Here is a 14,426-nt window from a genome sequence, read left to right on the forward strand (position 1 = left end):
TTGCGATCGGGCGGGTCGGCGTCATGCCTCCGAGGAATCTTGGAAGTGGCTCTTGTGCGCCCTTGGGCGTTCACTTAACCTCGCACCGACATCGAAGCGCTTCGACTGCGAGGCCGCCTCCCCGGCACGTTCCCTCCGAACGACCGCTTCGGCTCAGCCGGTTCCAGTGAAGACACCGCAGCCGACGGCCACCGCCGGGTGTCCTGGTGCGCCATGAAGGGTTGACGCAATGACGCCGAACTCAGCCTCCACCTCCTCCGGGCCCAGCCGGAGAAGCTTCCTCGCCTCCACGGCGGCCGCCACCGCGGCGGTGGCGGGGGGAATGCCGCTGCTCGCCGCCTGCGGTGGTGCGGACGGGGGCTCACGGGACGGCACCACGTCGGGCAAGGACGCCAGGAAGCTGCTGCCGGCCTATGTGGCGAGCAACGTGGTCACCCCCGACATCCCCAGCAGGAACGGCTCCGCGGTCGGCTTCACCGGCAAACTCGACCTCTCCGGCCTGAAGACCTCGGTGCCCGAGAAGCTCGGCAAGGGCAACAAGATCACCGTCATGTCGCCGTTCTGGGGCTCCCCGCCCAAGGACGGCAACGCCTACTACAAGGCGATGAACGACCTCATCGGCGTCGACGTGGTCTGGCAGAACCAGGACGGCAACACCTACGACCAGAAGCTCGGCGCGGTCCTCGCCTCCAGCGACGTGCCCGACGTGGTGGTCGTGCCCGGCTGGAACATGACGGGCAAGATCCCCAGCGCAGTCATCGGCAAGTTCGCCGACCTCGGCCCGTACCTCTCCGGCGACGCGGTCAAGGACTACCCGAACCTCGCTGCGATCCCCACCGACGCCTGGCAGCGGTCCATCTTCGGCGGCAAGCTGCGTGGCCTGCCCATGCCGTCCTCGTACGTCACCGGCATCGTGCCGCTCTACCGCCAGGACATCTTCGAGAAGGAGGGGTACGAGGTCCCTCGCTCCTGCGACGAGTTCATGGCGCTGGCCAAGGACGCCACGAACGCCAGGGCCAAGCGCTGGGCCTGCCTGGACATGAAGTGGACCGCCTTCAACGCCTTCGGTGTGCTCTCCGGAGAGGAGAAGTCGCTCGGCTGGAACCAGGTCGACGGCAAGCTGCTCCACCGCATGGAGACCGACGAGTACCTCGAAGCCCTGGAGTGGACGCGCAAGCTGTTCGCGGCCGGCGTCGTGCACCCCGATGCCGAACTGGGCAAGAGCAACGCGACCGACCCCGGGCCCAAGTTCGCCGCCGGCGAGTTCCTGATCTACAACCAGGACTCCTCGCAGTGGTGGAGCCGCACCGCCGAACAGGCCGATCAGAACCCGGAGTTCAAGATCTGGGGGATGGACGTGTTCGGCCACGACGGCGGCGACCCCGCCCTGTGGGCCAAGAACCCGGCCGGCATCTTCGCCTTCGTCAACAAGAAGGCGTCGAAGGCGGTGATCCGTGACGTGCTGGCCGTCGCCAACGTCACCGCCGCGCCGTACGGCACCAAGGAGTACATGCTCACCAACTACGGCGTGGAGGGCACCCACTACGCCGTCAAGGACGGCGTGCCCACCAAGACCGACCAGGGCAACATCGACGTGATGAACGCCTATGTGATGATCGCGAGCCCTGCCGCGACCATCGCCCATCCCGACTTCCCCGAGGTCGCCAAGGGCCAGGTCGAGTGGCAGCAGCGGATGGGCGCGTTCACCAGGAAGTCGGCCTTCTACGGCATGCAGATCACCGAACCCTCCCGCTGGACCAACCTCTCCAACGACTTCGAGCAGTTGGAGGACGACGTCGTCCGGGGCCGCAAGAAGATCGGGGACATGCAGCAGGCCGTCTCCGACTGGAAGAGCAAGGGCGGGGACAAGCTGCGCGACTGGTACCGAAAGATCCTCGACGAGAACGGCCCGACGGCCGGCTGACCCCGTACCGAGGCAAGGAGAACCGTCGTGTCGCACAGCACGGTGCCTCGGAGTGAATCCGAGGCCACTACGCCGGTCCCGAAACCGGTGTCCTCCGGTGGAGCCGGCACCGCCCGCCCCCGGAGAGCACCGCGCCGGGCAAGGCTGAGCCCGCGGCTCAGATACCGGCGCGACCGCGTCCTGCTGCTGATGACCCTGCCGGCCGTGGCGCTGGTCCTGGTCTTCAACTACCTGCCGATCCTCGGCAACGTCGTCGCCTTCCAGGAGTACGACCCCTACATCAGCGACAACGGCGTCGTCTCGATGCTGAACAGCCCGTTCGTGGGACTGGAGAACTTCCGGCGGATCCTCGAGGACTCGGCGTTCTGGAACGCCTTGAAGAACACCCTGGTGATCTTCTTCCTCCAGCTCGTGCTGTACTTCCCGATCCCGATCCTGCTCGCGCTGCTCATCAACAGTGTGATCAGACCCCGCGTGCGGGCCGTCGCGCAGGCCATCCTGTACCTGCCGCACTTCTTCTCGTGGGTCCTGGTCATCGCCGTCTTCCAGCAGCTGTTCGGCGGCGCGGGGATCTTCTCGCAACTGCTGCGCCAGAACGGTCACGACGGCCTGGAGGTCATGACCAACCCCGACACCTTCGTGTTCCTGATCACCGCGCAGAGCGTGTGGAAGGACGCCGGGTGGGGGATCATCGTCTTCCTCGCGGCCCTGGCCTCGGTGAGCCCCGACCTGTACGAGGCCGCCGCCATGGACGGCGCCGACCGCCGGCGCCGGATGTGGCACGTCACCCTGCCCGCGCTGCGGCCCGTGATCGCCCTGCTGCTGGTGCTGCGGGTGGGCGACGCGCTCACCGTCGGCTTCGAGCAGATCCTGCTGCAACGCGACGCCGTCGGTCCCGGGGCGGCGGAGGTGCTCGACACCTTCGTGTGGTGGAACGGCGTGCGCAACCAGGACTTCGGCTACGCGGCGGCCGCCGGCCTCATCAAGGGCGTGGTCAGTCTCGGCCTCGTCCTCGCCGCGAACAAGGTGGCCCATCTCATGGGCGAGCAGGGGGTGTACAAGAAGTGACCGCCGTGATCGACGAACCCGCGCGCCGGCCCGGACGCCGGTCCGCCCCGCCCCGCCCGGTGTGGGAGGAGGCGCCCGGCAGGGCGGGGCTCGCGGGCAAGGGGATCGTCCTGCTCCTCGCCTGCCTGGCGATCGTCTTCCCGCTGTGGATCGTGATCGTCACCAGCCTGTCCACCCGCAGGACCATCGACGAGGCGGGCGGCCTGGTCATGGTGCCCCAGGACATCACCTTCATCGCCTACCAGGAACTGCTCAGCGGCGGCCAGGTCACCCGGGCCGCGCTCGTCAGCGTCGGAGTCACCCTGGTCGGCACCCTGTTCTCGATGACCGTGTCCGTGCTGTGTGCCTACGGTCTGTCGCGCACCGACTCGCTGGGCCACCGCTGGATCCTGATGACACTGCTGGCGACCATGTTCTTCAGCGCCGGCCTCATTCCGACGTATCTGCTGGTGCAGACCCTCGGGCTGACCGACAGCTACCTGGCGCTGATCCTGCCCAGTGCCGTGAGCGTCTTCAACATCCTCGTGCTGCGCGGCTTCTTCATGAACATCTCGCAGGAGCTCGTCGACAGCGCCCGCATCGACGGGGCGGGCGACTTCCGCATCCTGTGGCAGATCGTCATGCCGCTGTCCCGCGCGGTGATCGCCGTGATCACGCTCTTCTACGCCGTCGGCTACTGGAGCGCCTGGTTCAACGCCTCGCTGTACCTCAACGACCAGACCATGCTGCCGCTGCAGAACGTCATGATCCAGCTCGTCCAGAAGCAGGAGGCGCCCGTCGGCCTAGGCCAGGCCATCAAGACGGGGGAACTGTCGGGCCTGGCCGTGCAGATGGCCGTGATGGTGATCGCCCTGCTGCCCGTCGCCGTGCTGTCCCCCTTCGTCCAGAAGCACTTCAGGAAGGGCATGCTCACCGGTGCCGTGAAGGGCTGACGGGCCGGGGACCGCGTGCTCTCCGGTCACCCCCTCCACCCCTTCGGCCGGCCCCTTCACCCCGACACCCGCAGAGCGAGGTAGACCATGCACGCGTCCCGCACACCCTGTACGTCCCCCACCCCGCTCCGGGAGCGCGGCTGATGCCCGGCCTGAGCGACGCCGGCCGCGGGCGCATCCTCTACGGCGGCGACTACAACCCGGAGCAGTGGCCCGAGGAGACCTGGCCCGAGGACGTCCGCCTGATGCGGCAGGCCGGCGTCAACTCCGTGACGCTCGGCGTCTTTTCCTGGTCCAAGCTCGAACCACGCCCGGGCACAAGGGACTTCGGCTGGCTGGACCGGCTGATGGACCTCATGCACACCTCCGGCATCGGCGTCGTCCTCGCCACCCCGACCGCCTCGCCACCGCCCTGGATGGGGCACCTCCACCCGGACACCCTGCCCCGCGACGAGGACGGCCGGACCGAATGGTGGGGCGGCAGACAGCACTTCTCGCACTCCAGCACCACCTACCGCCGCTACGCCGCCGCCCTCACCGAGGACCTGGCCGCCCGCTACGCCGGCCACCCCGCCCTGACCATGTGGCACATCAACAACGAGTACTGCACCTACGACTGGGGCGACCAGGCCGCCGTCCGCTTCCGCGACTGGCTCCGCGACCGGTACGGCACCCTCGAAGGCCTCAACACCGCCTGGGGCACCGCGTTCTGGAGCCAGGGCTACGGCGACTGGGCCGAGGTCCTGCCGCCCCGCCGCCCGCACTACCTGAAGAACCCCACCCAGGTGCTGGACTTCAAACGGTTCACCTCCGACATGCTCCTGGAGTGTTACACCGCCGAACGCGACATAGTCCGCCGTCACACCCCGCACCTCCCGGTCACCACCAACTTCATGCCGCTGTGGGCGGGGCAGGACGGCTGGCGCTGGGCCGAGGAGGAGGACGTCGTCTCCGTCGACCTCTACCCCGACCCGCGCGACCCCTTCGGAGCACAGGAGGGCGCCCTGGTCCAGGACATGACGCGCTCCCAGGCACGCGGCCCCTGGATGCTCATGGAGCAGGCGGCCGGACCGGTCGACTGGCGCAGGGTGAACCACCCCAAGCCCCGCGGTCTCAACCGGCTGTGGTCCCTGCAGGCCGTGGCGCGCGGCGCGGACGCCGTCTGCTGTTTCCAGTGGCGCCAGTCCCGGCAGGGCGCGGAGAAGTTCCACTCCGGGATGGTGAGCCACGCGGGCGAGCAGGGCCGCACGTACCAGGAGGTCGTACGGCTCGGCGCGGACCTGGCGCGGATCGCCCCGCACGTGGCCGGCCGTCACCGCGTCGCCGAGGTCGCCGTGCTGCACGACTGGCACTCCTGGTGGGCCGGCGACCAGGAGGCCCGGCCGTCCCACGAGGTCGACCACCCCGGCGTGCTCCGCGCCTGGCACCGCGCCCTGTGGCAGGCCCACCTCACCACCGACTTCGCCCACCCCGAACACGACCTGTCCGTCCACCCGTTGGTCGTCGTCCCACAGCTCTACCTCCTCACCGACGCGGCCGTGGAGAACCTCCTGATGTACGTGAACGGGGGCGGCACCCTAGTCTGCGGCTTCCTGACGGGCATCGCCGACGAGGACGACCGGGTGCGGCCCGGCGGCATGGACGCCCGGCTGCGGGAACTCTTCGGCATCCGCACCCTGCACGAGTGGTGGCCGCTGGAGGCGGGGGAGACCGTCGAGTGCGAGGGCTTCCGCGGCACCCTGTGGTCCGAGGAACTGGAGACCGACGGCACCGTCGACGAGACGACGCCCTACAAGGGCGGGGAACTCGACGGACTGCCCGCCGTGCTGCGCAAGGGCCGCGCCTGGTACGTCTCCACGCTCCCCGAGCCCGGGGCGCTGCGCGAGCTGCTGACCCGGATCGCCGCAGGCGCGGGGGTGCGGCCGGTGCTCGACGGGCTCCCGGACCAGGTCGAGGCGGTACACCGGGGGGAGCTGCTGTTCCTGCTCAACCACGGCCGCGAACCGGTCGCCGTCGACGTGCCGGGCAGCCACCGCGACGTGCTGACGGAGACGACCGTGACCGACCGGCTCACCCTCGGCCGCCACGGCGTGGCGGTGCTGCGGCCATGAGCGCCACGCCCGTCCACGGAACCTGGGAACCACGGCCCGCGGCCCGCTGGGAGGACGGCTTCCTGAGCGGCAACGGCCACCACGGCGCCCTTGTGTTCGGCGACCCGGACGACGAGCGGGTCGTCGTCACGCATCACACGTTGGTCCGTCCGGACGGTGGTGGGGACGAGCATCGGCTGCCGCCCCGGCTGGCCGACCAACTCCCCGCCCTCCAGGACCGGTTGCTCTCCGGCGAACTGACCGCCGCCGAGAACTTCACCGACGGCCGCCCGCTCCGGTGGGTACGGTCCTTCCACCCGGCCTTCCAAGTGCGCCTGCGCCGCCCGGGCGACGACCGGGGCGATCGAGGCGACGGCCGGGCCCGGTACCGCCGCACGGTCGACTTCACCACCGGCGTCACGGAGACGACCCGCGCCGACCGGACCGGCCGCGTCTTCGTCTCCCGCGCCGACGACGTCGTCGTCCAGCACGTCACGGACCCGGGGCCCACCCTCGGTATCACCCTGGACCACCGCCTTCCCGGCGCCCCCACCGCACTGGGCGTCGGCCACGGCACCGTCCTCACCCCCGAGGGCGCCCTGCTGAGCCTGCGCGCCCGGTACCCGGACAGCGACCTCGCGTACACCGGCGTCACCCTGGTCGTCGTCACCGGCGGCACGACGACGCCGGCCCCGTCGGGGGTGCGCATCGAGGGCGCGCGGTCCGTGCTGCTGCTCACCCGGGTGCGGCGGCACACCGGGGAGGCGGACGTGGTCGCGCAGGGCCGCGCCCTGCGCGGTCTGCTCGGCGAGGGACCGGACCCGTACGACGACCTCCTGGCCCGCCATCTGCCCCCGCACCGCACCGCCTACGACCGCGTCACCCTGGACCTCGCCGCCGACCCGGCCGAACGCGCCCTGCCGGGATCCGAGTTGCTGGGCCGCCCACACAGCGCCGCGCTGCTCGAACGCCTCTTCGCGGCCGGCCGCTACCATCTGCTGTCCGCCGGCGGCCTGCTCCCGCCCCGCCTCACCGGACTGTGGACCGGCACATGGGACACCGCCTGGTCCGGAGCCTTCACCAACGACGCCAACCTCAACCTCCAGACGGCCTCCGCCGCTGCCGCGGCCCTCCCCGAGGTCACCGAGGCGCTGGCCGCACTGATCCACCGCCAGCTGCCCGACTGGCGGGACAACGCCCGCGCGGTCTTCGGCACACGGGGCGTGGTCGCGCCCGCGCACAGCGACGGCGAGTCCGGACACTCGTACCACTTCAGCCGCGAGTACCCCCTCCACCTGTGGACGGCCGGCGCCGACTGGCTTCTCAAGCCCCTCGTCGACCACGACGAGACCCGCGGCGAGCGGGATCCGCGCACCGCGACGGCGCTCGCCGAAGTCGCCCTGTTCTACGAGGACTTCCTCACCCGCACCGACGACGAGGGCCGACTGGTCGTGGTCCCCTCCTACTCGCCCGAGAACCGTCCCGCGAACGCGAGCTGGGGCGCGGTCGACGCGGCCATGGACCTCTCCGCGGCCCGGCACGCCCTGCTGACCGCCGCCGCGTACCACCCGGAGCACGCGGACCGCTGGCAGGCGCTCGCCGACCGGATCCCGCCGCACCGCGTCAACGCCGACGGAGCGCTCGCCGAATGGGCCCGGCCGGGGCTGGCGGACTCCTACGACCACCGCCACCTCAGCCACCTCTACGGAGTCTGGCCGCTGGACGAGATCACCCCCTACGACACCCCGGACCTGGCCGCCGCCGCCCACCGCGCCCTGGAACTGCGCGGACCCGAGAACGACTCCGCGCACGGCCATCTGCACCACGCCCTGATCGCCGCCCGCCTCCGCGACGCCGACCGGGTCGCGAACGCCCTCGACCGCGTCCTCGACGGCGACTTCTTCCACGACTCGCTGATGAGCGCGCACTACCCGCACCGCGACGTCTACAACGCCGACGCCGCCCACACCCTCCCCGCCGTGCTGATCGAGGCGCTCGTGCAGTCCACCCCCGGCCGGCTGGCCCTGCTGCCCGCGCCGCCACGGGCCTACCCGCGCGGCTCGTTGCGCGGCGTGCGGACCCGGTTCGGCGCCACGCTCGACCTCACCTGGGCCCCGGACGGCGCCATCGCCGTGCTGCGCCCCACCCGCACCGTCCGCATCGAACTTTGGACTTCCGACGGCGCCGAGCCCCTCGACCTCGTCGCCCACGAAGACCGCGTCCTCACCCTGAAGGCGCGGTGACCCCAGCGATTCCCCCCACCCATGGAAGGACCCCCATGGCACCAAGCATCCCGAGCAGGATCGGCACGGTCCTGGCAGCGCCCGCCCTCGCCCTCGGCATCACCGTCGGCATGGCCTCCGTCCCCGCCCACGCCGCGATCTGGAGCTCCTGCGACCAGTGGGGCAACACCACCCTGAACGGTTACATCCTCTACAACAACATCTGGGGCTCCGGCGCCGGCGGCCAGTGCGTCTGGGCCAACTCCGGTACCAACTGGGGTGCATGGGCCAACCACCCCGACACCGGCGGCATCAAGTCGTATCCGAACGCCAAGAAGGTGGTCAACAAGCCCATCGACTCGCTCCGTTCGCTGACCAGCAGCTACAACGTCACCGTCCCGTCCGCGGGCGCGTACAACACGTCGTACGACATCTGGGACACGGACTACGACTACGAGATCATGCTCTGGGTCAACCGGTACGGTCCCGTCGGCCCGCTCGGCGGTCCGCAGGGCACGGTCAGCCTCGGCGGCCACACCTGGAATGTCTACAAGGGCGACAACGGCGCCAACCAGGTCTTCTCGTTCCTGCGCACGTCCAACTCCACTTCCGGGACCGTCGACATCCTGCCGATCCTCGACTGGATCAAGGACACCAAGGGCTGGATGGGCAACGAGACCATCGGTGACGTGCAGTTCGGCTATGAGATCACCTCGTCGTCCGGTGGCCTGGACTTCCGCACCGACAACCTGACGGTCAGCAGCAGCTGACCCCTGCCTCCGCCCGGTGGGCGGTCGGTCGCCCACCGGGCGGAGGAGCGGGAACGAGGCGGGGCTGTGCGCGGGCGGGCTACGCGCGGGCGGGTGCCGGGCCCGAGCTCGCCCGTACCGTCAGCTCGGGTGCGATCAGGACGACTTCCTCGTCACCCCGCCCGCCGAGCTTGGCGACCAGGTGCTCCACGGCGTACCGGCCCATCTCCTGCGCGGGGATGGCGACCGAGGTCAGCCGCACCGAGGCCTGGACGGCGACCTGTTCGGGGCAGATCGCGACCACCGAGACGTCCTCCGGCACGGCCCGCCCCTGCTGCCGCAGCAGGGCGAGCAACGGTTCGACCGCCGACTCGTTCTGCACGACGAACGCCGTGGTGCCCGGACGTTCGTCGAGGATCCGGGCGAGGGTCACGGCCATCGCGGCGTACCCGCCCTCGCACGGCCGGTGCAGCAGCCGCACCCCCGACTCCCGTGCCTGCGAACGCAGCCCGTCGAGGGTGCGCTCGGCGAAGCCGGTGTGCCGTTCGTAGACCGCGGGGGCCTCGCCGATGACGGCGATGTCGCGGTGCCCCAGCGTCGCCAGATGTTCCACGCAGAGCGCGCCGGTGGCCCGGAAGTCGAGGTCCACGCAGGTCAGGCCGGTGGTGTCGGCGGGCAGCCCAATCAGCACCGCCGGCTGGTCGTCCCCCACTCTCGACTTCTCCCCCACTCTCGACTTCGCTCGAGCGGGGGGACCCCCATGAGCGGGGGGACCCCCATGAGCGGGGGCACCCCCACCCCGCAGCAACGGCAGCCGCTCGTCGTCGAGTTCGACGTCCATCAGGATCATCCCGTCGGCGAGTCCGCTGCCGGCGACGCGGCGCACCGCGTCGGGGCCCTCCTCGCCGGTGAGCAGCAGCACGTCGTAGCCGTGGGTGCGGGCCGTGGTGGCCACCGCGATGGCAATCTCCATCATCACCGGCACGTACATGTCCGTACGCAGCGGGATCATCAGCGCGATGACGTTGGACCTGCTGCTGGCCAGGGCGCGGGCCCCGGCGTTCGGGTGGTACCCGAGCCGGCGGATGCTCTCCTCGACCCGCCGGCGGGTGTTCGCGGAGATGGACCGCTTGCCGCTGAGGACATAACTCACCGTGCTCGCCGAGACTCCGGCGTGCTGGGCGACCTCGGCGAGGGTGACCATCCAGCTCTCCAATTGTTGTGAAGCGCTTCGACAGTGCGCCGTACGTACAGGGGCAGGTGGGGGCGGTTTGACAGTAGTCCCAGTAAGGACGGGTGTCCATACGCTGTCGAAGCGCTTCGACGGTCTTTCCCTCCCGCCACCCCGAGGGTGGGGCAGGAGCCGTCCCCGGCCCAGCCAGGTTCCCACGACCCCTCCGGTGCGGCGTCGAGGGGGCCCGGCCCGCTCTCAGCGGCGGATGACGCCCAGCGCGAGAGCGGCGGCGACCGCGGCGGTACGGGAGTCCACGTCGAGTTTCGCGTAGGCGTGGGCCAGGTGCGACTTCACGGTGGCCTGGGTGAGGCTCAGCCGCGCGCCGATGGCCTGGTTGGACAGGCCCTCGGCGACCAGGGAGAGCACTTCCGTCTCGCGCCGGGTCAGCGCGGCGTGCGGTGTGCGCAGCCGGTTCATCAGCCGGTCGGCGACCGCCGGCGCGAGAGTGGTGCGTCCGGCGGCGGCGGTACGGACGGCGGCGGCCAGTTCCTCGGGCGGGGCGTCCTTGAGCAGGTATCCGGTGGCGCCGGCCTCGATGGCCGGGAGGGTGTCGGCGTCGGTGTCGTAGGTGGTGACGATCAGCACGCGGGGTGCTCCGGGGCGGGCCGTGATGGCGGCGGTGGCCTGCGTTCCGTTCATCCCGGCGCCGAACTGCAGGTCCATCAGGACGACGTCGGCCCCGCCGACCGCCGCGAGGGCCACGGCCTCCTCGGCGGTGGCGGCGGCCCCGACGATGCTGAAGCCGGGCTCGGTCTCCAGCACGGCGCGCAGGCCCGCGCGGACCACCGGGTGGTCGTCGGCGATCAGGATGCGGATGGGGGTGGGGGCGGGGATGTCGTTCACCGGTCACACCTCGCTTTCGTCCCGGGACAGGGACGCGCTCTCGGCCCGGACCTCGTTCGCGGCCCGCTGTTCGTCCCGGATCAGGTGTTCGTCCCGGGCCGGGTGTTCGTCCCCGGCCTCGGTGGCCCGGAGGGGGAAGCGGGCGGACAGCGCGGTGCCCCGGCCCGGTGACGACTCGATGACGAGGGCACCGCCGAGGGCGCGGCTGCGGGCCCGCATTCCGGCGATGCCGAAACCGCCCGCGGCCGGGTCCGGGGCCCCCGGGCGCTCGGGATCGAACCCGGTGCCGTCGTCCACCACGTCGAGTGCCACGGCGTCGTCCAGGTAGGAGAGCGTGACCGTGCCGCTCCGGGCCCCGGAGTGCCGGACGGTGTTGGACAGCGCGGACTGCGCGATGCGCAGCAGGGCCACCTCCACGGCGGTGGGCAGCGTCAGCGGTGCACCGGTACGGCGGAAGCGGACCGTGACGGGGTGCTGGGCGCTGGTGGTGGAGCACAGCCGCTCCAGGGCGCCCGCCACAGTGGTGCCCTCCAGCGCGGGTGGGCTGAGGGCGGCCACGAACCGGCGGGCTTCGGCGAGGTTGTCGACGGCCGCCTGCCGGGCCTGCACGACATGCGCGCCGGCCGCTTCGGGCCGCTTCGGCAGCGCGCGTTCGGCGGCGCGCAGCAGGAGCTGGATGCTGGACAGACCCTGGGCCAAGGTGTCGTGGATCTCCCGGGCCAGCCGCTCACGCTCGGCCAGGACACCGGCGGTGTGCTGGGCGGTGGCCAGATCGGCGCGGGTGACGGTGAGCTCCTCGATCAGCCGACGACGCTGTTCACTCTCCCGGTACAACGCCTGGTACCCCCACACCACGGCGACCGCGACGGCCGCCCCCAACGCGGGCCCGACCGCCCCGGCGGGGGAGAAGGCCTGCTCATGGACGGCGAACGCGGTGATCGCGGCGACGGCGGTGGCGGCGACCGCGACCAGCCCGCCGCGCCGGGACAGCAGGTGCAGCTGGAGGAAGTACAGCGGGAACGCCAGCCACACCGCGTCCGGGGTCAGCGCCAGCAACAGCAGCCAGACCGCGCCCAGCCCCGCGAGCCACCACCCGGCGGCCCGGCGGGAGACGGACATGAGCGGCGTCAGCGGGCCGACCGCGTAGACCCCCGCCACGGCGGCGCACACCGCCACGACGGCACCCGCCTGCGGATCGTGCGTGACGAGTGCCCGCGCGGTGGTCAGGCCGAGGAGCCCGGCCACGAGCAGATGCAGGCACCGGGCGAGAGGCCGAGTGGTGGGAGTGAGGACGTTCATCACCCATCACCCTACGAAGAACTCCCCTCACCGGGCATCGATCAAAAGGTGGAGTCGTGCCCCGACCCTTCGATTCGCAAAGTCCGGCCCTGTGTGCGATGCCAGGCCCCGGGCCGTGCCGCGAGGGTGGGACGTGCCGCTTCCACCGATCGAAAGGACAGGCCGGGGCATGTTCGTCGCCTGGAGGGATCTCACATTCGCCAAGGGGCGATTCGCACTGATGGGAACCGTGGTCGTGCTGATCACCCTGCTGGTCGGGCTGCTCTCCGGCCTGACCGCGGGGCTCGCGCGGCAGAACGTCTCGGCCGTGACCGGTCTGCCGGCCGACCGGATCGCCTTCGCCGCCCCCGCCGACGGCCAGGACCTCTCGTACGCCGACTCCACCGTCACCGAGGAACAGTGGCGGACCTGGGCGGCGGCGCCCGGTGTGACCCGCGCCCAGCCGCTGGGCATCACCACCACCCGGGCGAGCGCCGGGGAACGGACCGCCGGGGTCTCGGTGCTCGGCGTGCCGGCGGGTTCGCCGCTCGCCCCCGAGAGCGACCGGATCGACGACCGCGCGGTGGTGCTGTCCGGCACCGCCGCCACCGAACTGGGGGCCGGGCCGGGCGACACCGTCACCCTCGCCGACCGGCGGCTGACCGTCGCCGCGGTGAGCGGGGACGCCTCCTTCAGCCACACCCCCGTGGTGTGGGCCACGCTCGGCACCTGGAACGGCATCACCCCGCCCGCCGGTGCCACCGCGGACACCGCCGCCGACGGCCGCACCGCGACCGTCATCGCCCTGAACACCGGCCCGGACGCGGACATCGCGTCCATCGACCGGGCCGCCGGCACCCTGACCGTGGAGAAGGACGACTCCCTGTCCGCGATCGGCTCCTACACCTCCGAGAACGGCTCCCTGCAGCTGATGCGCGGCTTCCTGTTCGCGATCTCCGCACTGGTGATCGGCGCCTTCTTCACCGTGTGGACCATCCAGCGCAGCGGTGACGTCGCCGTTCTCAAGGCGCTGGGCGCCCCCACACGCAACCTGCTGGCGGACGCCCTCGGCCAGGCCCTGGTCCTGCTGACCGGCGGAACCCTCCTCGGTACCGCTCTCGCCGCCGCGACCGGCGCCGCCCTCTCCGGCTCGGCCGTCCCCTTCGAGCTGACCCCCGGGACCGTCCTCGTCCCCGCCGCCGTGATGGTCGTCCTCGGCGCTCTCGGGGCCGCCCTCTCCATCCGCCGCATCACCTCCGTCGACCCGCTGACCGCCCTGGGGAGCGCCCGATGAGCCTCGAACTGACCGACATCACCCTCACCTACCCCGACGGCGACTCCCGGCTGACCGCTCTCGAGCGCGTCGGTCTCGACGTGCCCAGGGGCAGCCTCACCGCCGTGGTCGGCCCGTCCGGCTCGGGCAAGTCCAGCCTGCTCGCCGTCGCCGCCACCCTCGTCGCACCCGACTCCGGGACCGTCACCGTCGACGGCACCCCCACCACCGGGATGAGCCGAGGCGACCTCACCGACCTGCGCCGCCGCAGCATCGGCATCGTCTTCCAGCAGCCGAACCTGCTGCCCTCCCTCACCGCCGCCGAACAACTCCAGGTCATGGCCCACATCGACGGCCGAAGGCCGCGCGACGCCCGTGCCCGGGCCATGGAACTGCTCGACGCCGTCGGGCTCGCCGACCGGGCCGGGCGCCGCCCGCACCAGCTCTCCGGCGGCCAGCGCCAGCGGGTGAACATCGCCCGCGCCCTGATGAACGAACCCACCGTGCTCCTGGTCGACGAACCCACCAGCGCCCTCGACCACGAACGCGGCGCAGCCGTCATGGAACTCATCACCCGGCTCACCCGCCAACGGGCCACCGCCACCGTCCTGGTCACCCACGACCGAGCCCTGCTCGCCGCCGCCGACCGGATCGCCGAGGTCCACGACGGACGCCTCGCGTCGGCATATCAGCCGAATGGACGCACAAAGGGTGGTGGGGCGGCTGCGCATCAGGTACATACGAACGAGTAGCACCAGTCAGTAACGTAAGTCACCCCACAGGCCCACAAGATCACGCACATCGGTCCCACGG

General features: G+C 71.4%; 11 protein-coding genes. 8 read left to right on the forward strand and 3 right to left on the reverse strand.

Translation table 11 applies throughout. From position 1 onward, the window contains the following. Positions 1-229 precede the first annotated feature (229 nt). The 6 genes from ACVW19_RS24580 to ACVW19_RS24605 all read left to right on the forward strand — a co-directional run bounded on the left by ACVW19_RS24580 (position 230) and on the right by ACVW19_RS24605 (position 9,006). Positions 230-1,924, forward strand: a complete 1,695-nt coding sequence (locus tag ACVW19_RS24580) for an extracellular solute-binding protein (RefSeq protein WP_457461805.1) — start codon at positions 230-232, stop codon at positions 1,922-1,924. 27 nt (positions 1,925-1,951) lie between these two features. Next, entirely contained in the window at positions 1,952-2,992 is a 1,041-nt protein-coding gene (locus tag ACVW19_RS24585; protein ID WP_457461806.1) for an ABC transporter permease, read from the forward strand. Beyond that, positions 2,989-3,924: a carbohydrate ABC transporter permease gene (locus ACVW19_RS24590; RefSeq protein WP_457461808.1), complete on the forward strand. Its 936-nt coding sequence runs from the start codon at positions 2,989-2,991 to the stop codon at positions 3,922-3,924. The genes ACVW19_RS24585 and ACVW19_RS24590 overlap by 4 nt, the downstream gene beginning before the upstream one ends. 143 nt (positions 3,925-4,067) lie before the next feature. Continuing rightward, a complete protein-coding gene (locus ACVW19_RS24595; protein WP_457461810.1) occupies positions 4,068-6,035 on the forward strand; it encodes a beta-galactosidase in 1,968 nt (655 codons plus the stop codon). After that, positions 6,032-8,257, forward strand: a complete 2,226-nt coding sequence (locus ACVW19_RS24600) for a glycosyl hydrolase family 95 catalytic domain-containing protein (RefSeq protein ID WP_457461812.1) — start codon at positions 6,032-6,034, stop codon at positions 8,255-8,257. Before ACVW19_RS24595 ends, ACVW19_RS24600 begins: the two co-directional genes overlap by 4 nt. Positions 8,258-8,292: 35 nt before the next feature. Further along, a complete protein-coding gene (locus tag ACVW19_RS24605; RefSeq protein ID WP_457461814.1) occupies positions 8,293-9,006 on the forward strand; it encodes a glycoside hydrolase family 12 protein in 714 nt (237 codons plus the stop codon). A 79-nt stretch (positions 9,007-9,085) separates the two neighbouring features. On the opposite strand, the gene ACVW19_RS24610 is transcribed toward ACVW19_RS24605, so the two are convergent. The 3 genes from ACVW19_RS24610 to ACVW19_RS24620 form a co-directional block, all read right to left on the reverse strand. Then, positions 9,086-10,189, reverse strand: coding sequence for a LacI family DNA-binding transcriptional regulator (locus ACVW19_RS24610; protein WP_457461816.1), 1,104 nt, complete (start codon positions 10,187-10,189; stop codon positions 9,086-9,088). Positions 10,190-10,414: 225 nt separating this feature from the next. Next, positions 10,415-11,053, reverse strand: a complete 639-nt coding sequence (locus ACVW19_RS24615) for a response regulator (protein WP_457464769.1) — start codon at positions 11,051-11,053, stop codon at positions 10,415-10,417. Between the two features lie 12 nt (positions 11,054-11,065). Continuing rightward, on the reverse strand, positions 11,066-12,361 hold the full coding sequence (locus tag ACVW19_RS24620) for a sensor histidine kinase (RefSeq protein WP_457461817.1): 1,296 nt from the start codon (positions 12,359-12,361) through the stop codon (positions 11,066-11,068). A gap of 169 nt (positions 12,362-12,530) precedes the next feature. Between ACVW19_RS24620 and ACVW19_RS24625 the strand changes: the two genes are divergently transcribed. Together ACVW19_RS24625 and ACVW19_RS24630 are read left to right on the forward strand one after the other, a co-directional pair. Next, positions 12,531-13,634 carry an ABC transporter permease gene (locus ACVW19_RS24625; RefSeq protein ID WP_457461819.1) on the forward strand — a complete coding sequence of 368 codons (1,104 nt, stop codon included), beginning with the start codon at positions 12,531-12,533 and terminating at the stop codon, positions 13,632-13,634. Further along, positions 13,631-14,365 (forward strand): ABC transporter ATP-binding protein, encoded by a 735-nt coding sequence (locus ACVW19_RS24630; protein WP_457461821.1) that lies wholly within the window; start codon positions 13,631-13,633, stop codon positions 14,363-14,365. The genes ACVW19_RS24625 and ACVW19_RS24630 overlap by 4 nt, the downstream gene beginning before the upstream one ends. Positions 14,366-14,426 lie beyond the last annotated feature (61 nt).

It is taken from the genome of Streptomyces sp. TE5632 (assembly GCF_054061295.1).